The 18943-nt window shown below is 46.0% G+C and carries 15 protein-coding genes and 1 pseudogene; 9 read left to right on the forward strand and 7 right to left on the reverse strand.

Translation table 11 applies throughout. From position 1 onward, the window contains the following. Window positions 1-248: 248 nt before the first annotated feature. A complete protein-coding gene (locus RIG66_RS22695; protein WP_446380988.1) occupies window positions 249-1019 on the forward strand; it encodes a TIGR00297 family protein in 771 nt (256 codons plus the stop codon). An 88-nt stretch (window positions 1020-1107) separates the two neighbouring features. Here RIG66_RS22695 and hetR read toward each other — a convergent pair whose 3' ends face one another. The 3 genes from hetR to RIG66_RS22710 all read right to left on the reverse strand — a co-directional run bounded on the left by hetR (window position 1108) and on the right by RIG66_RS22710 (window position 4711). Then, window positions 1108-2007, reverse strand: a complete 900-nt coding sequence (hetR, locus tag RIG66_RS22700) for a heterocyst differentiation master regulator HetR (protein WP_446380989.1) — start codon at window positions 2005-2007, stop codon at window positions 1108-1110. A 274-nt stretch (window positions 2008-2281) separates the two neighbouring features. After that, window positions 2282-2548, reverse strand: coding sequence for a heterocyst-inhibiting protein PatX (gene patX / locus RIG66_RS22705; protein WP_446380990.1), 267 nt, complete (start codon window positions 2546-2548; stop codon window positions 2282-2284). A 303-nt stretch (window positions 2549-2851) separates the two neighbouring features. Further along, entirely contained in the window at window positions 2852-4711 is a 1860-nt protein-coding gene (locus RIG66_RS22710) for an FAD-dependent oxidoreductase (protein ID WP_446380991.1), read from the reverse strand. A gap of 140 nt (window positions 4712-4851) precedes the next feature. On the opposite strand from RIG66_RS22710, the gene RIG66_RS22715 reads away from it, so the two are divergent. The 3 genes from RIG66_RS22715 (at window position 4852) to RIG66_RS22725 (ending at window position 5985) form a co-directional block, all read left to right on the forward strand. After that, window positions 4852-5079: a photosystem II protein, Psb35-related gene (locus RIG66_RS22715; protein WP_446348214.1), complete on the forward strand. Its 228-nt coding sequence runs from the start codon at window positions 4852-4854 to the stop codon at window positions 5077-5079. 221 nt (window positions 5080-5300) lie between these two features. Next, complete coding sequence (gene msrB, locus RIG66_RS22720) at window positions 5301-5747, forward strand: peptide-methionine (R)-S-oxide reductase MsrB (RefSeq protein WP_446348027.1); 447 nt, start codon at window positions 5301-5303, stop codon at window positions 5745-5747. A gap of 31 nt (window positions 5748-5778) precedes the next feature. Further along, window positions 5779-5985: an RNA-binding S4 domain-containing protein gene (locus RIG66_RS22725; protein ID WP_446348025.1), complete on the forward strand. Its 207-nt coding sequence runs from the start codon at window positions 5779-5781 to the stop codon at window positions 5983-5985. Between the two features lie 393 nt (window positions 5986-6378). Here RIG66_RS22725 and RIG66_RS22730 read toward each other — a convergent pair whose 3' ends face one another. Next, window positions 6379-6642, reverse strand: a complete 264-nt coding sequence (locus RIG66_RS22730; RefSeq protein WP_446380992.1) for a hypothetical protein — start codon at window positions 6640-6642, stop codon at window positions 6379-6381. Window positions 6643-7178: 536 nt separating this feature from the next. On the opposite strand from RIG66_RS22730, the gene RIG66_RS22735 reads away from it, so the two are divergent. The 3 genes and pseudogenes from RIG66_RS22735 (at window position 7179) to ppsA (ending at window position 11590) form a co-directional block, all read left to right on the forward strand. Continuing rightward, the gene (locus RIG66_RS22735) at window positions 7179-7562 is read left to right on the forward strand and encodes a hypothetical protein (RefSeq protein WP_446380993.1); all 384 of its coding nucleotides are present in this window, start codon (window positions 7179-7181) and stop codon (window positions 7560-7562) included. A 471-nt stretch (window positions 7563-8033) separates the two neighbouring features. Next, window positions 8034-9044 (forward strand): type I glyceraldehyde-3-phosphate dehydrogenase, encoded by a 1011-nt coding sequence (gene gap / locus RIG66_RS22740; RefSeq protein ID WP_446380994.1) that lies wholly within the window; start codon window positions 8034-8036, stop codon window positions 9042-9044. Between the two features lie 158 nt (window positions 9045-9202). Then, a pseudogene (gene ppsA, locus RIG66_RS22745) lies at window positions 9203-11590 on the forward strand (phosphoenolpyruvate synthase). 140 nt (window positions 11591-11730) lie between these two features. On the opposite strand, the gene RIG66_RS22750 reads toward ppsA, so the two are convergent. Continuing rightward, a complete protein-coding gene (locus tag RIG66_RS22750; RefSeq protein ID WP_446380995.1) occupies window positions 11731-14220 on the reverse strand; it encodes an exonuclease domain-containing protein in 2490 nt (829 codons plus the stop codon). Between the two features lie 217 nt (window positions 14221-14437). On the opposite strand from RIG66_RS22750, the gene RIG66_RS22755 reads away from it, so the two are divergent. Then, window positions 14438-14728, forward strand: coding sequence for an RNA recognition motif domain-containing protein (locus RIG66_RS22755; RefSeq protein WP_446371083.1), 291 nt, complete (start codon window positions 14438-14440; stop codon window positions 14726-14728). Window positions 14729-15267: 539 nt separating this feature from the next. Further along, window positions 15268-15459 (forward strand): 30S ribosomal protein S21, encoded by a 192-nt coding sequence (rpsU, locus tag RIG66_RS22760; protein WP_006103066.1) that lies wholly within the window; start codon window positions 15268-15270, stop codon window positions 15457-15459. A gap of 191 nt (window positions 15460-15650) precedes the next feature. Here rpsU and RIG66_RS22765 read toward each other — a convergent pair whose 3' ends face one another. Continuing rightward, entirely contained in the window at window positions 15651-18098 is a 2448-nt protein-coding gene (locus tag RIG66_RS22765; RefSeq protein ID WP_446380996.1) for a VIT domain-containing protein, read from the reverse strand. Between the two features lie 239 nt (window positions 18099-18337). Continuing rightward, the gene (locus RIG66_RS22770) at window positions 18338-18652 is read right to left on the reverse strand and encodes a hypothetical protein (RefSeq protein WP_446380997.1); all 315 of its coding nucleotides are present in this window, start codon (window positions 18650-18652) and stop codon (window positions 18338-18340) included. Window positions 18653-18943 lie beyond the last annotated feature (291 nt).

Raw genomic sequence — 18943 nt, forward strand, 5'->3', positions numbered from 1 at the left:
TCAGGATGGAATTGTCTGTTGGAGGCGAAAAAACCTCACACCTACCACCATTCACCTCACCTATTCATCCACAATGTTTTTTTCAAACAGGCTCCGTTTAATACATAGCTCCCCAAAATTGCTCGCTTTCCCCCATACCCCACACCCCATACCCCACACCCAGTATCCTATCGTGGATAATGTGGCTTAAGTTGACACCCATGGTCCCTAAACCCGCCCCTACACACTCAAAACTCAACACTTAGTAAATGCTTGCAACCTTCAATTCTCTCAACCCTTGGCTTATTGCCGTCCTCTTAAATACAGTATTATTAGCGATCGCCTGGGTGATCCCCAAGCAACTCCTCACCCGCCCTGGAATTCTCCATGCCTGGGCGTTGGGAATTGTGATCTGGGGGACGTTAGGCTGGCAAGGGTATCTGATTGTTATGGTTTATTTCCTGGTAGGTTCAGCCGTTACCCGTATCGGTATGGCACAAAAAGAAGCAGCGGGGATCGCGGAAAAGCGTTCAGGCGCTAGAGGACCCGAAAATGTATGGGGTTCCGCCCTAACAGGTACGCTTTGCGCGGTGGGCGTTCTTTTCCTGGATGAACCCTATCGCAGTTTTCTCCTACTGGGGTTCGTCGCTAGTTTTGCCACTAAGCTTTCTGATACTACTGCCAGTGAGGTAGGTAAAGCTTACGGTAAGCGCACGTTTTTAATCACCACCTTACAACCTGTATCCCCCGGAACCGAAGGTGCAGTTAGCTTAGAAGGAACTCTGGCGGGGGCTGTCGCTTCGGCTGCGATCGCGGTTCTGGGTTGGGGCGTTGATTTTATAGACTTGACAGGTGTCTATTTTTGTGTATTAGCTGCCTTTATTGCCACTAACCTAGAAAGTGTGATTGGTGCCACTTGGCAATCTCAGGTCGAATGGATGACCAACGAAGTCGTGAATTTTATCAATACGTTAATTGGTGCGATCGCGGCTATCCTGTTTGTCGTCATCTGGCACAGTATCATCGGATTACCTGGATAGATAGTTTTCCTCACCTTTTATCCTGAGTCATAGAAAAGTCCTCAGTTAAATAACCAAGGACAAATGACCAATGACCAATGACAAATAACTATTCTATTTGCCGACCAAAGACCATTTGTAAAACCATCGGTTTACCATCATCGCGATGATACTTATCCGCCCAAGCGCGAATAATCTCATCAAGTTCTGTCATGGCTTGATCAACATTTTCCGGTGGAATATCCAATTCCTCCAACACCCGCATCACACCATCCTGGCGTTCTGCCCACTCTTTCATCAACCTAAAGTACTGCGCCGTATCCTCCACCATCGTATAGGTACGTTCTTTGCCATCTACAGGTGAATAGGAGGCACTGGTCAGAGCATAATAAGGTAAACCCCAGGGACAATCAATGCGCGTTACTGTGCCGGAGTACAACAAGCGTCGCTTTATATGTTCCGCCATGGCTTCCGAAAGAGACGCCCGCCGTTCTGGGGGTAAATCTTCCTGAGAACGACTGTGCAGGAACTCAATCAATTCCATGAACTGTAAGGAACTCACCACCTGGGCATCTGGGAGATGATCCGGCAGTTTTTCTTCGAGAATTCGTTTTTCTTCCTTGTGCAGGCTAGTGCCAGAGATCCGCGATCGCCCCGGTTGCCAGGGATACTGATCCATCCACACGTAAGGAAACTGAATCAAATACCGAGGTTCTTGAGACCCCAGCATCTTCAGCAGTTTTCCTTCCGTTAATGCCTGTCGAACTTCTTCAACAATAACCTTGACCCGCTTTGGTTCAATATGGTGTAAATGTCCGGTCATCCGGTTATTTTCACCCTGTTCCAAATAGGTCGTGTAAATCGCACATTTAGCAGCAGTCGCCGCCGCATCTAGAAATGCCCCATGTCGGTGTCCACTGGTTCTCATTGCGCTGAAAGCCAGATATATCATAATCTGATCCATGGCGCTGGGGCTAAGGCTTTTGATCAGATCGAGATGATTAGTCATTTTAGGGAGCGGTCACATCGCATGGGTACAACAGAATAAAAGGTAATGACGAACCCACGGCTTCACCTAAACCAGCGAGTCCAACTTCAAAAGCAAAACATGCGCTTAATTTAAAGCACCCTAATATTAAAGTCTAAATTCTCCTTAGATTATAGACGACGGAAGATAAACAACCCAGGAGATACCGTAAACTGGAAGACCCCCTGGATGGGTCACAACTAGGGGGTATAATTCTTCCAGGAAAGTATATATTATATCAAATGGCATTAACTACCTATGCCCAAGTAAATTCGCGCCGTCCACTACCCCGGTGACAAATCTGGGGCGCGAGAGTGTCTTGGGAGGTGAAGAAACGCCGTTGTCCACCGCGATTGGTCTCAGGACCTTGAGGACCCGCATCTCCAGTTTTCACTAAAGACAATAGCGAGTGGGCAGGAGTAGACTGAAAAAGTGAGACCGAGCGATCGCGACTATCATGAGCATTGACAGCCAATGAGAGCGTAAGCAGGCTCACTAACGTAACAGAAGTGTAAAAGCGCATAGCAGATGTCCGTGTCAGGGTTTCTAGTCCCTGTTACGGACTCTTTACTCATGGTTCAGGAAAAATCCCCGTCAGAGTTAATGTGGATTGTGTGAAGATTAATGGTACACTAGCCTGTTTATCTTTCGTTTGTTCCCAATTTGGGTGAGGGGAATTGGGGTGCAGAGGTACACAGATGCCATGGCACGTCTGGGAGCAAGAGAAAGGTTGTAGGGGCGGGTTTTACCAATAACATTTTGGAGACAACCCTTAACCTCACTAAACCCGCCCTTTTTAGCGCAACAGGAGCAGACTAATCCCTGATCACTGTAAACAGTTTACGAGCAACCAGTTTCCCGCCGGATTAAAACGTCCCCACCCTTGTAGCTGTTGCTGATCAGGATAATGCTGGAGTTGCTGATTAACATCAGGTTGTACCGTAATCAACATCCAAATTTGACCCATAAGATTTTCAGGTTCGCTCAGGGTAATCATGTAATCCTGGTCAGCACGACGTTGGAATATGCCAGTGAAACAGATTAAGGTATATGATTGGCGATTGGTGATTAGTGATTGGTGATTGGGAAAATTCTCCCCCATCTTCCCCATCTCCCCCTGCTCCCCCTGCTCCCCCATCTTCCCCATCTCCCTCATCTCCCCCTGCTCCTCAACCATGCCCGAACTGGGATACTCGTCTGGATGATCCAAGTAATAACGTTGCCAATACCGCCAATCGGGATCATCAAGGGATTGATTAAATATAGGAATCACAGCAGCCGGGGCAATAGCATCGCCCAACAATGCCTCTTGAATACGCCGGACAGCTAACTCCCTCGGTTGACAGCCAAGTTCCACAGACAACGCCGCCGCCATTCCTGCGGCTTGACCCAGATTCATTACTACAGGCTGCAACCGCGTCGAACCATTGGCAATGTGAGAGACAGAAATATTTTTATCACATACCAACAAACCATTTATTGACACGGGGACAAGGCAACCATAAGGAATTGTAAACGGTGTTCCAGTCCAGCGCCCTCCCCAACGGATGGATTTTGGGGCTAAGGGAAAGGTAAAACCAGGATAATGATGGTCATTGGCATAATTGCCCACAGCAATTCCGGTAAAATCGCCTGACTCATCGACAGGCAAAGGCGCAACTTGACCTCCCGCTATCGGTAAAATATCTTGTTCCCGCAACGTCACCATCCCTACCAGACGCCGACTTTCTCTGTAGTAAGGATGTAAGGCGTAAGCCCCACCCCCAATAGACGCCTCTGGAAACATATCATCGGCTAAACCATAACGCCGTCCCAGTTGAGATTGAATAAAACAGGCAAAGCCTTGACTGTGCCAACAGGCTTCTTGGAGAAACTGCTGTCGGGATGCATCCGATTCCACTAAGCGCCCCACCCCCTCACCATAATCATTGCCAGATTGGGGCCAATTCAGCATAAAAAGTCCCCCTGGTAAGCGTCCGTAACTGAGAAAGGATTCCACCCCATAACCCTCCCACGCCCCAAAAAACTGTTCTGGCTTGTATTCAGGCGGGGGAGAAATTTCTGGTGCTGTATCGGTATCAAAATCTTTGAGGATGACGACCCAGGTTGGTGCTTGAACGGGATAGCGTTGAGTCAAGTCATTGTCAGCAACAGGCGCACTCGGTTCACCAAAGCGCGATCGCAACTCCCAACCCCAGCGATAGGGAATTTCGGCTAATTCCAGTACATCTCCCAATTCCGTGGCGTCTAGGGTGACTTTGGCGTGAATTACAACATCAGCAAATTGCACCCCCGTAACACAATCCCCTGCTTTTAATACCGCTAACGGCGTTTGTCCTGCAATCCACTTGAGGTTGGGTAATGCTTGCACCCAATCTGTAAAGATTTGAGCGCCAATTCTAGGGTGGTAGGTAAACAAACTCACCCACCCATTATCAAGTCCTCTGGGCTGTCGCTGTTGGAGTTCTCGCAAAAATGCGCCCCATAACCCCGTTTGCCACGCGGCTAATTCATTGCCATCGGGCGCACAGACTCCGGCTGTCGTTAGCATTCCTCCTAGCCAGGAAAACTCGCTGACTAGGATTGTTTTAACGCCTCGACGTGCCGCTTGGATGGCTGCACTTGTGCCACCTGTACCACCGCCGACAACTAAGACTTCTGTTGTTAATTCATTCACCGCGATCAAAAAATGGGTTGGGGATAGTGATTATCATCACTCCTGGATCAGAGTCAAGTCACAGATGCTTTTTGTAATAATTCGTTACATTGTGAGTAACATAAATTTACAAAATAGCTCAACAAAGGAGAACGATTATGATTAGTCCAATGGTTATCCTAGTTTCATTGTTTGTCGTCGGTTGGGTCGCCGTTGCTGTATTAGGGACTCAGGCTTACTTCCGAGGCGAACAGAGGAAGCCAATCCACGATCGCAACTGGCGTTCTGAGTCCTTTGAGCAGCTAGCCGAGTCGATCACAGGGACTCAGACAAATTACAGCGATCGCACGCCAGCTTACAAGATGGATGCTTATGCGAGCAATAATTTGCCTTCCTAACCACATCCCTGTTTGCTCAACGCTTTTACACCGCCATCTCCCTTTTAGCCGCATTTGCTGTTAAGGACGATGGTGACGGTAGGAAAGTAAAAGTAGAGATTTGAGTTGTGGGTTATGAACTCACAACTCGCTAATTTTTCTCTAAGCCAACGAATCACCTTATCATGTTGGGTGTAGAGATAGCTCAACCTGATGTTTGCATAGTTAAGGAAGCTGAAACCATGATTCAGAAAGTACAAAAGAGTGACGCGGAGTGGAGACAACAGCTTACCCCGGAACAATACAAAGTAGCCCGACAGAAGGGAACGGAACGCGCCTTCACCGGGGAGTATCACGACAACAAGCAGCCTGGAGTCTACAAATGTGTCTGTTGTGGCAATGACTTGTTCACCTCCAAAACCAAATATGATTCTGGCACGGGTTGGCCCAGTTTTTGGACACCGATTGATGAAGAAAGCATCAAATATGAAGCCGATAATACTTTGTGGATGCGTCGCACTGAGGTACTCTGTGCGGCTTGTGATGCTCACTTAGGTCATGTATTTGATGATGGGCCAGAACCAACGGGTCAGCGTTACTGTCTAAATTCTGCCGCGCTAAACTTTGTCAAGTCCGATCAGGTTGAATCAGAATCTGAGGCGGAAACCGATAAATCTCCAACCACCTAACCCTCTAGATCCGTGATTTGTCTATTTTGGTATGACCAGCCCCATCCAAACCATTAAGTTAGATCAGTTCCTCAAGTGGGTAGGTGTAGCGTCCACAGGTGGCGAAGCTAAACTGATGATTCAAGACGGTGATGTGACCGTTAATGGCATCATCGAAACTCGACGTGGGCGTAAATTAGTTGAAGGAGATTTGGTAAGCGTACAAGGAGAAACCTATAAGGTTGGGACTCAACTCTAGCCATGTCTGAGTGGAGATTTCCCTAGCAATATCCGTAAAAAATGGTGAGGTAACTCCCCGGCTTTCAGACGCGAGTCCTCATCTCTACATGGCTCTCCTCCATCTATGACAAGTATTTAGGAGCTTTTTGGGGCGGGTAAGAGGCGCTTAATCAAAGGTGTCAAAACTAAGATTTTTGCCCAACCCGCCCTCACCTAACCTGTAAGTAAAATGAAGGTAGGTTTCTTTTCGAGATCAGGGTATTGAGATTAATGGAAATGAGAAAAATTAACGGCAAAAAGCTGTCACTTCTTAGGTATTGAATTCAGGATGATGCCCGTAATAACTTAGGCAAGTTGATTCATTAAGTCAGAGACAAAAATAAATGGAAGGCTGTTGAATATTAGGGATAGCTTATAGCTCCCATTCGCGGCACTGAATTAGTATGTCGTCTAAGTTTGTTTCAAACTCCTTCCAGTCATTAAACCAGATCTCCCTATTGTTATCACTTACTGGATAATCTGCATCCCATTCGTCGATAAAAGCATCCGCATCCCAGTCTTGGGATAAGACATCTGCATCCCATTCCTCGAAAGATACGTCCTCATTGGTATCTGTGTCTTTTAACAGAAGTTCTATATCTCCTTCGCTGACTGTATAATTGGTAAATACTCTCATTGTTAGTTCCCCGTTTGCTCTCAACTCAATTTGACTAATCAACCAAATTACATCTAAATCATCTCCCATTTTTCGGAAAATTATTGTAATTTAACCCATAAAATATAGTGATTATTACCACTATTTATTGTGATAAACTCGTGAAGAATTTGTGACTTTTTACGCATTTAGCTGTGATTAATATCACAGGTTTTTCCGAAAAATCTCAGATTGAGATGTTGCCAGATCTTTTTTATATACATTTGGTTACTTTCCTTTCATAATGCTCAATAGATGTAATTAAAACTTTACATTTGTGTCAATAATTGTAAATAAACTGAATAATATGAAGTTTAAATGCACAACAGCTTACACAATTTAAATGTGTTTTAGCTTATACAGCGCTTTTCAAGTCAGTGAGGTACACAGACAGATCCCCGACTTCTTGAAGACATCGGGGATCTTGCTTAGAGACTGTACCTCATCAACCACCAAATCTGCTGTAACTGTCCTGATTTATCGGTAAATCGGAAAGATACCGTTACAAAAGTTTAGCGATGCGGAGTGCGATCGCCAATGCTGAAGGGCGACGGGAACATCAACGCCACCAAGAGCAGTATCGCTTACAACGGCTAATTGAGAAAGCTCCCATTGGTATTGGCATTGGTTCGGCAGACGATGAAGTTAGAGTGATCAACGATGTCATTCTGCACCTACACGGGTTAAGTCTGGCAGAGTTTAAGCAACAAGGCATGAACTGGCGTGACTTTATGCCACCCGAATTGGGTGGGGAGCCATCAACCGTTCGGCTGAGCGCTCACGCCGAAGCCTGCCGAGAGCAGGGATTTGATCACCAAACCCCTCTGGTAGGAATCTCCCTGCGTTTACGCCGGGGAGGATGCCAATCAGGAAAACCCAAGCGTGAGAGATCGCTGGGGTAAGAAAGTGAGATTGTAGCCACTATCTAGATTATCACTTCCTTCATCTGTCGAAAATAGGGAATGATACCAAATCCGATGACAGGAATCCCCTTTAGCCCTAGGGTACTTTTTCCTTAAAGCCTTCTGCCTTCTGCCCTGGAGCCTTCTGCTACGTGTGTAATTTTCCGGAGAGTGTCATCTGGTAAAAGTCTGAGCGGTATAGCTTGGTCATTTCTTCCCACAGACAGACGATAACCAGCTTTTTACATATCTAAAGTTAAGGGTGACAACTTGCTGACGCTTATCGGGAGCATAAAGCGTAAAAGTACATCAAGTTCAAGGCGGTTGGGTAGAGCGTAAGCGAAACCTAACAGGATCTCTCAAGGGAGTTGGGTAAAGTACCTCAACCCAACTAAATTAGGCTCCCCAATATCCTTAGTACATCAGGTAAACGTATTCTCTTCATAACCGAAAATTACAGGAGATTTAATCATGACCAAGATAGCCATTAATGGTTTCGGGAGAATTGGTCGAGCTGTTTTTAAGATTGCCCTTGACAATCCAGAATTAGAAGTCGTTGCGATTAACGATTTAGTCCCACCCGACAATCTTGCCTATCTGCTCAAGTACGATACAGTCTACGGCAAATATAATAAAAATGTAGACAGTACGAAGGATGGTCTAGTTATCGATGGCAAATCCTATAAAATCATAAGTGAAAAAGATCCCACCCAACTCCCTTGGGGTGATTTAGGCGTCGATCTTGTCTTGGAATGTACAGGGATCTTTACGAAAAAACCTGATTTAGAAAAACACATCCAAGCGGGTGCCAAGCGGGTGATTCTTTCTGCACCGGCTAAAAGCGAGGGAATCACTACCATTGTACATGGCGTCAATCAGCCGGATGAATCGGATCAAATTGTTTCCTGTGCTAGCTGCACCACGAATTGCATTACTCCCGTTGTTGAAGTCATGGGACGCCGCATTGGGATTAAAAAAGCCATGATGACAACTATTCATGCTTATACATCTACCCAAGCGATTGTGGATGGACCAAGCAAGAAATTTCGACGCGGTAGAACAGCGGCGGCTAATTTAGTTCCCACCACAACCGGGGCGGCTGTGGCGACAACTCAAGTTCTTCCCCAATATCAAAACAAGTTTGATGGGGTAGCGGTACGGGCACCAATTCCTGTTGGTTCCATTTCTGATATTATTTTCGTCACCGACAAGTCAACTAGCGTTGACGAAATTAACAGTATCTTCAAAGAAGAAGCCGGAAGCGAACGCTATCAAGGCGTTTTAGCGGTTTCAGAAGACCCGATTGTTTCATCTGATATCGTTCAAGATCCTCATACTTCAATTGTCGATTTAACTATGACACAAGTCGTTGATGGGGACTTAGTTAAAGTCATGAGTTGGTATGACAATGAATGGGGATATGCTTCCCAGATGATTAAAGAAGCGGTTCGCATGATCAAGGCATCAAAACAAACGGCTTAGTTGATTTCAGTCTTTCACGGTTGAGTTGGATTGCGCTTTGTAATACTGCCATTACACAAGTCAGCCCTCACCCCCAGCCCCTCTCCCAAGCTTGGGAGAGGGGAGAAAGAGGGAAGATTAGTCCTATTTTATAGTTTTATTTTCGGTTAACGGTAATTATGACAAGCAATAATAATCAGTACATTCGTTGGTTTGAAAATCTCACCTCTGATGATGTGTCAATGGTTGGCGGAAAGAATGCTTCATTAGGTGAAATGATTCGTAGCCTAAAAGATGAAGGCGTTCGCGTGCCGGATGGCTTTGCGACTACGGCTGAGGCTTACCGTAAATTCCTTGAGGCTAATCAGCTTAATGAAAAAATTAAGTCGCATTTATCAGAACTAGACAGTGAGAAAAATCCGCTAGAAAAAGTCGGGAAATCAATCCGTAAGCTATTTCATTCTGCCGACTTTCCCGAAGACATTGCCAGGGAAATTCGCGAAGCTTACGACCAACTTAGTCAACGCTATGATACTCAAGATGTAGATATCGCGGCGAGAAGTAGCGCGACGGCTGAGGATTTACCGGAAGCAAGTTTTGCCGGTCAACAGGAAACGTTTCTCAATGTTACTGGCTATGAAGAATTACTAGAAGCTTGTCGTAAATGTTATGCCTCATTATTTACCGATCGCGCGATTAGTTATCGACAGGCGCAAGGCTTTGACCATCTGAAGGTGGCGCTTTCGGTGGGGGTACAGAAGATGGTGCGATCGGATAAAGCTAGTGCTGGGGTGATGTTTTCCCTGGATACTGAGACTGGCTTTCCTGATGTGGTTGTAATTAATGCGACGTGGGGATTGGGTGAAAATGTGGTACAGGGTTCAGTCACGCCGGATGAATATCGGGTGTTTAAACCTTTATTAGAGGACGCCAATCTCAAGCCGATTATTGAGAAAAAACAGGGCGCGAAAGAGAAGAAAATGATCTACGCTAAAGGGGGAAGTGAGACGACGCAAAATATAGATACGTCTTCCCAAGAGCGTAATTCGTTTGTTTTGAAGGACGAGGAAATCTTACAACTGGGTCAATGGGCAAGTGCAATTGAATCCCATTATCAAAAACCCATGGATATGGAATGGGCAAAGGATGGAGATACAGACGACTTGTTTATCGTGCAAGCCCGTCCAGAAACGGTTCAATCTCAAAAAGAAGCCGGATCATTAAAAACCTATAGCCTTAAGGAAACGGGGAAAGAAATCCTGGGCGGACTCAGTATTGGCGATGCGATCGCGGCGGGTAAAGTATGCCGAATTAAAAGCGCCGAAGAGATTAACCAATTTTAAGAAAATTCTATCCTAGTGACAGGAATGACTGACCCCGATTGGGTGCCAATTATGAAAAAAGCCGCCGGGATTGTCACCGATCACGGTGGACGCACCTGTCACGCCGCCATTGTCAGTCGGGAGTTAGGCATTCCCGCTATTGTGGGAACGGGTGAGGCAACGAGTACGTTAGAGGATAGTCAAGATATTACGATTTCCTGTGCCGAAGGCGATCGGGGTGTGATTTATCAGGGGATATTGGAGTATGAGGAATCCGAACTCAATCTAGACGAAATCCCCAAAACCAAAACCCAAATCATGATGAATATTGCCAGTCCTGATGCAGCATTTCGCTGGTGGCGATTACCCTGTGAAGGCATTGGTTTGGCACGGATGGAGTTTATTATCAATAATGTGATTAAAATTCATCCCATGGCGTTGATTCATTTGGATGAGTTAGAAGATAAAGATGCACGCCAGCAGATTCAGAAATTGACTCAGGGGTATGAGGATAAGACCGAGTATTTTGTCGATAATTTAGCCCGGGGAATTGCCAAAATCGCCGCCGCCCAATATCCAAATCCGGTGATTGTGCGGATGAGTGATTTTAAGACGAATGAGTATGCTGACTTGATTGGCGGTCAACAATTTGAACCAGAGGAAGCCAACCCCATGCTAGGATTCCGGGGTGCATCTCGGTATTATAGCGATCGCTACCGGGAAGGGTTTGCCTTGGAATGTCGTGCCCTAAAACGGGTACGGGAAGAAATTGGCTTTAATAATGTGATTATCATGATTCCCTTCTGTCGCACCTTGGATGAGGCGGATAAGGTTCTCCACGTCTTGGCTGAAAATGGACTCAAGCGGGGGGAAAATGGGTTAGAAGTCTATGTGATGTGCGAAATTCCCTCTAATGTGGAGTTAGCTGAGGAGTTCTCTGAACGCTTTGATGGCTTCTCCATTGGCAGTAATGACCTCACCCAGCTAATGTTGGGGGTGGATCGTGATTCTGGGGATCTGTCCCATCTATTTGACGAACGCAATCTGGCGCTTAAGAAAACAATCCGGCGGCTGATTCAAACCGCGCATCAGTGCGATCGCAAGGTGGGTATTTGTGGACAAGCACCCAGCGATCATCCGGAGTTTGCCGCATTTTTAGTGGAAGCGGGAATTGATTCGATTTCCCTAAATCCAGATAGTGTGAGTCAGGTGAAGCAGCAAGTCGCCAAACAAGAAAGCAAGTGATACCAAGTCGGGTAGTATCGATTGTGTAGAGGGAAGCAGAAGTTGTACAGCACTTTCTAACACGGTATAGTACAGTAACTATAGGACAGCTCTGTTCTGCTCTTGTTTGGGTGTATCACATCGAGTCTGAAAACGCTGTATCAACCGGACATAATATTAGTCAACCAATAGCTACCGAGTTGTTTAGAAAGAACGTGCAAAGCTGTGATCATGTCCGCCTCTAAATCGCGGTTATGAATATCGATAATTAGGGTGTAGGCAAGCTCAAACATAATCCTATCGGTTTTGTCCATGATGGCAAATATTCCATTGGCGACATAGTTCAGCCTTTCAATTTCCTCTAGGCTTTTTTTGCCTGTAATTTGTGGTTCTCTAGCATCACGGATGAGGCGAAACTGTGTTTTAGGATGGCTGAGAACAAGCTGATTGAAGTTGGTGATGCGGTAAAAAAAGGAAGAGCTACTGACGTTGAGAAAGCCAATAACAAACGTGCGATCGCCAATTCTAAGCTGTAAGTGTTCGGGAAGGACTTTTTTTCCCAGTCGCAGTTGATCAATGTTGATGGACTGGAGTAGCCCAAAGGCGGTGACAATTTGGTTAAGTTTTCCCCAGTCGTCGCTATCGCTGATAATATGGCGACGTGTATCATAGTCTTGTTCAAGTTCTTCTTGCTTTTGAGACAGGTAATCAGCAACAATTTCGTCTGTCTGTCTCTCCATTTGGGCAAAGGTAGACAGTTTGGTGTCTGGAACCGTAGGAGTAGAAGGTTGGATGATGAAGTGGGTAGCAGGAGGGAACTGCTCGGTAGAGATCTTGGAGACAGTGATCGCCTCTTGAGGAAAGGCACTGAGGGGTTGTAGTGGTGTGGTGATATCTGCGATCGCTTTATTGAGTCGATTAACCTCGTTCTCTAATCGATGCAGTCTAGTTTCGATACTCGTGGGGGACGTCGGCTTTGAGGAAGCCAGAGGCGCAGACGGTAAAGGAATGTTTTGAGCTTTGTAGCGGTAATAAGCAGCCGCACGGTTGAGAACAGCACGGATCGAGTTTTGGCTGAGAATGTCGTCGAGTTCACTACGCTCAAATAGCTGGTTTAGGTCAAGGTCAACGGATTGAGCGTTGAGACTGAGGATATCACACAGCTTGTCACTGTTAGGTCGATTCAGATGTACTTTGTACTGAGATACACGATCAACAACAGAGCCATCGAAAAATTGCTGAAATTGCTCCCAGCGATCGGGAAAAAGGTTGAGAATAATCAGGCTGTTGGGAATGTGGGTTAAAATTTCTTTGACGGCGCTGCCAAAGTTTTTGAGCAGGGTAGGCTTATCACTGAGTCCTTCGAGTTGATCGAAAATAATAATCAGTGGTTCATCGAGAGTGGAGAGTTTGCCAAAAGTCGCGATCGCTTCCAGGGAGAATTCCTCTTTACTTATGTCATCGTGCCAGTTTTCCAATCCGATGTCTTTTGCCTGTTCATCGGGAATTTCACTGACGGCTAACCATCGCCGCACCATATCTTTTTTGCGCCGATCTGTGTAGCGACAAAACTTGAGAATTCCTTGGAGTATTGCCGCAGAATATCCAGCCGCCGTGTAACGATTTGTCCACCAATCCATGATGTGACGTTCAATATAAAGCCACCAATCGCGGTTCCGTTTGGTTCCCTCCAAACCAATACGGCTGTAAAGACTGAGGCTGTCTTGCTCCAATGCTGAGAGGATTTGCGTTCCCTTCTGGGTTGTGGTGACTTTATCGATGGATTTGAGAATTTTGACAAAGCTGTTGGCAAGCAGTTGCTCTAACTGGGTGTGCGGAGTGTCGGGAATGCCTTCGGCAAAGGATTCAAGAATGCGAGCGTAGGTATGATACAAAACAGCATTGGCATTATTGGGCTGACGGATAAAGAGCAGGCGGTTGGTTTTCAGCCGTTCTTTGGCGAGTCTCATCATCAGGTGGGTTTTACCCGCTCCGGCTTCACCAATGACAACCGCACCTTTGCTTTGTTGGTTTGGATCGCATTTGATGTCATTGATGATGGACTTAAGGATTTCATACTCGCTATGGTAAACCGCTTGCAGGTCAATGTGATCTTGGAACGGTGTGTCTACACGGCTACTGCTAAAAGGATTGTAGGTGTTCCGGAGGCGTTCGTACATAGCCAGATGTTCTTTGAGTTTTCGGTAGAGATGGTAAGTAAACTCGGCATCGTAGCGTGCCGTATGAGCGAGATTGGCGTCGAATAGTCTGTTTTTAACTTTGAGAAGGAAATGCTTGCTCAGGTATCTCAGCGAGTATTCAGGTAGATTTGGGAAACATCGTCGTGCCAGTTCACAACTACACTCGAAGGAAAACGAGGGCAACCTGACTCCGGCTTGAATAAAGCTGTTTCGCAACACTTTGCGGTCGTGTGCAGCATAGTGGCAGACGAGTATTTTGCTCTGAACCAGCGTGGCAAATTCACTCACGATGTTGCGTAGACTCTTGCACTTCAGTTGAATTGCTGTATTGTTTGGATGATCTTCAGTGAAGGCTTCATAGATGAGCTTGCCCTGACTATCGATGACGGCAATTTCGCTGAGTTCGCGTTTTCCCTCCGTGTCAATGACGACGAAGTTTTGCTCTGTCATATCCTTTAAGATTGACTTGCCTGACTATATCATGGGCAAAATACTGAACTAATATTTGAACCTGATAATATCTTGCCAAACTCCTGCAATCGATGCTAGAGTATATACGGTTGATTTTCGGTAGAGTAAGCTTGTTTCGATTTTTTCGATTTCGATTTTGTCCGCAGGCACTTCTCCGATGTAACTCGCTACAGGTTCAGTAAAAAGGAAGTGCCTTATGTCTATTTACGTTGGTAATTTATCCTACGATGTCACTCAAGAGGATTTGACGGAAGTTTTTGCCGAATACGGTAACGTCACTCGCGTGAGTGTACCAAAAGATCGTGAAACCGGACGTCCACGAGGGTTCGCTTTTGTGGAGATGGAGTCTGAGTCTAACGAAGACAGTGCTATTGAAACCCTTGATGGTGCTGAATGGATGGGACGCTCAATGAAGGTTAACAAAGCAAGACCACGGGAACGAAGCAATGGGAATCGCGGTGGCGGCTATAACCGTGGCTCTTTTTAACTTAACTGGCGAGGGGTTTGGGGAGCTATAAGTCCCGAACTGTACCCGTAAGGTCAGTGTCGGGATACATGGACTCCCCAACTTCGGGGCATTGAACCCCTACTCAATTGATTGAATCGTGTTAAAGTTGAACCATGATCTAAAAACGTATCCAGGGACTCTGGAGAAGCAAGAAATTGGCTCTCAAGTCGAGGTATCGGGGGCAATGTGCCTAGATAACTGGCGTAGGGGAGCAATGCCTAATAGCGATATTAGGAAGCCCATATTGTAATCTTCGATTCGATGTTGGGATGATGTCACGTGTGTCATACTGATATCACTACACTCCATGAGAGCGGTGATATATATAAATCGCGCCTTGTGAAAAAACTTGTTCACCGCTATAGCATTAAATGTTCAGCGGTGGGAGTGTCAAAAGCTGATTTCCTTATTTTTCCCTGAAATTTAGGAACGATAAGGAATTAAGTTACTATGGCTTTTGAAATTTGAGGGCAGGTAAATGTCTGCCCTTTTTGTGTTGAGCTTCAAAGGAGATAAGCATGGCTCAAGTTATTATTGGAGAAAATGAAGGAATTGAATCTGGACTTCGGCGATTTAAGCGCAAAGTATCTCGTGCTGGGATTTTCTCAGACATGAAGAAGAACCGCTTTTTTGAAACTCCCTTAGAAAAGCACAAACGCAAGGAAATAGCCAGACACCGACAACAACGCAGATATCGCAAACGGCGGTAAGAAATTGCTGATGTTCTTGACCTTTTCCCCTACGTTAGTACGGCTTCGCAGACCTTAAAAGTCAAGAGCTTTCCCTCAAAGGTGGTGAAGCGTCAAGTGTAGGGGCGGGTTTAGCTACTCAGGTAAGCGGGTTAATGATAACCTTTTAACAAAACCCGCCCTCAGTAGCCTATTCGTACTTTCGTGTTTCCTCAAGGAACTCGCAAGGTAACTCGAATCGTTCCAGTAACAGATTCTAAAGTAGACCACCCTAAGAGCGATCGCCGAATTGGATCGACAATGGTGGTATCCTGTAACGTTGACTCGATATCGTCGAGGATTACTCGTTGAACCGCACCATCGCGAATCTGTAACTCAAAGATAATTTCTCCTGTGAAACCCTCTGGGAGATTCAGGGATTGTAAATGTTGAGTCAAAGACGCGATCGCATCTTCTGCTTGTTCCGGTTCTAATCCTTCAATCTTCACCACTGTAAGTTGAGGAGAACCTTGGCTTAAGGTATCAGCCTCCTCTGACTGAGGTTGGGGAGTCGGTAGAGGCGCAGCAGGTACAGGTGCAGCCGAACCTCGCGAAAACCCACCTGCACTCCTCCTTGAAGATCGAATTCTGCGATTCCTAAATCTCAATGAAGAATTAGTCGGTACACCTCCAGTGAGTGTTGAATCCGCCGTATCACCAAAAATCCCCTCATAACTCACCCCTTCTGGTAACTCAACTGGAACTTGTACCCGCCGCCTTGTTCCATCGGGTTCCACGCGGACTTCTTCGCTTACCGCTACAAATGCCGTATATTGCGATAATAAGCGATAGTCTAACGCCGTCTGCGTCACCGCCTCGACACCCGACGTAGTTTCACCACCAAACATTTGATTCATCAAATCTTTGATCCGGGCGCGTCCCCACAATTGGGCAATTGCGGGATTATCGGTACTCTGATCAAAATTCACCGATAGAGTTCGTTCATACTGTTGACCCCCCGCCGCCATCCCGGTAATCTTAATTGTGCCATTGCGACGGTCTGATTTCCGTCCAAACAAAACCAAAGGCTGATTGGCAAACAAATCGGGTGCAGCTAGGGGGTAGATTTGCGCCGATATCCCCTCTCCTTGCCAACTGACCTGAATATTCGTTAATACTGGATTATTAATTTGGCGGACGAAGGTTTCAGCCACCTCTTGCGTGGGTTCATCCTGACGAATAATTTTGGCTGTACCCCGCCCCACCTCGGCTAAACGGTTCAGCAAGAAGCGATTCACTGAACTCCCGACACCGAAACTATAGAGGCGATTACCCGGTTTGAGTTGTCGTTGTACTTCAGCAATTACCTGCGATTCATTACCAATATAGCCATCAGTGAGTAAAACCACACTTCGCAGGCGATTGGGTGCAGCCGGAGGAAAGTTCAACACCGCCCGCATCCCATTCATTAATTCTGTACCGCCATTTGCCTGCAACCCATTAATATAATTCAATGCCTGAGTGCGATTTTGGGCAGTATTGGCTAAAGGTTGCGGCGAAAGCTGAGTCGTCGTATTGGCAAAATCGATAATAGTAAACGTATCGTCCGGATTCAACCCATTAATAAAGCGGCGCATCAATTCCTGTGACTTCAGCAACGGTTCACCGCGTTGAGAACCCGATGTATCCATGAGAAAGACGACATCTTTAGGTACTATCTCATTAGGGCGATAGTCTAGGGCGGGAATCAAGTAAAGGGCAAAATGTCCACCCCGTTCATCGGCTTGGGAAAGGATAGTGGCTTGCGTGCGATCGCCTGCGACTTGATAGCGTAAAATTAGGTCTTTGTTGGGAATCGTGTCTTCCCCGCCTAACTGTACCTGCACCGTTTCACCTCGGCGTTCGCTGCGAATCTGATGGGAGGGGGAACGCACCGCCTGAATCGGTACGCCAGCATTAATCTCTACGGTTACATTAATATCATGTCCTGAACGAGTTCCTGGCTTGAGAACTGGCGGGGTAATGCGGGAGGCGTCGGGAACTTGGTCTGTATTTCCACTATTACCACTGGGAGTACCGGGAATATAACGGGGACCAACAACCATGGGAAACACAAATTCATAGTCACCGCCCTGAAATTTTAGGCTATCAGTGTAGCGAATCGTGACATCAATCTGTTCTCCGGGTTTGATATTCGCCAGAGACTGAGTAAAAATATTGGCCCCTTCTTGTTCTAGGAGTCCCGCCGTGCGTCCTTCCTGACGCGCCTGTTCGTAAATGGCTTGGGCTTCCTCACGTTTTTTAATCTCCCCTTTAATCGTGCGATCGCCGATTTTAATTTCCATATCATACACCGCCGCCTCATCGGGCAAGGGGAAGACATAGACGGCTTCTAAAGGTTCGGCAAAGGGGTTTTCAAAGGTTTGTGTTACTTCAACTTGAGAGACATTTCCTGTAACTTTAGCATTCACCTCGGTATGCTTGAGAGGAAAGACTTGCTGTTGTCCCTCTTCCGATTGAACGTATAACCCGCCAACCGGAAGTTCTTGCTGATTGTTGGCGAGAGTTTGGCTGATCACTCGTGTCGGTATCTTAGCCGGAACTTGAGCTAAGGTTATCGGAACAACTACGAAGATACCACTTAGGCATAAAGTTATGGGTATAGCCTCGACAAATTTCATACACGTCTCATTAAAAAAGTTTGGAAACTTTATGTAGTTTATTTAGGGTGGGCAAAAGTTATAAATTTCAAATGCTTATAGTATCGTTCGTTGCTCTTGCCCACCACAGGAGTACTTTGAGCTGATTACCAGTAAGGCAAGATATGAGTATAACTTAAAAGAGTTGGGAGTGCGAGAGTCTTAACTTGTGACTATCGGGTAATCCAGACTGATAACAAGGATGGAAAGTTTCGCCACATCTACTCATCCTCCTGATCGAATAATTCTAACAAACCCACTGTACCCACAAAGAACGTATAAGTTCCATAGACGATGGATGTCTTTTGTCTAGAAGGCGCATAAGCCGCTGCGATAATCGCTTCCACTAAATGAATGGTAACGGCAAAACGCCCCAGCCAAAAAACAGGTTCAAGGATTGTGGGGACACTCAGATCACTGAATAAAGCATAAATATTCCAGAGTTCTAGTGCAATTGCCCCACTGATCAGACTGGTGGATATAACTTTTATGGCGTTGAAAATGTTTTTTTTTTGTTTGATAGACTTTAACTGCATAATCAGAGTCAAGCGTTTTGAATGTTCATTAGCTTACCACAAAACTCCCTGAAGATTTCCTGGTTCTGCCGCCAAGTCAGGGATTGTAAGGATTATCAGGGAAAAGAATACCCTTTCTTTCTTGTCTTTCTTGCTCCCCTCTCCCCTGGAGGGAGAGGGGCTGGGGGCTCACAAGGGTAGGTTTTTTACATTGACGGTATAATGGAGGTAAGACTTGGAAGACCTGGAGGGAAAGTGGACAAGGAAGAAGACCAAAAAACCATCAAAACTCATGAAGATCTAATTATTTAT

Origin of the sequence: Coleofasciculus sp. E2-BRE-01, assembly GCF_040221695.1 — a bacterium.
Lineage (GTDB): Bacteria > Cyanobacteriota > Cyanobacteriia > Cyanobacteriales > Coleofasciculaceae > Coleofasciculus.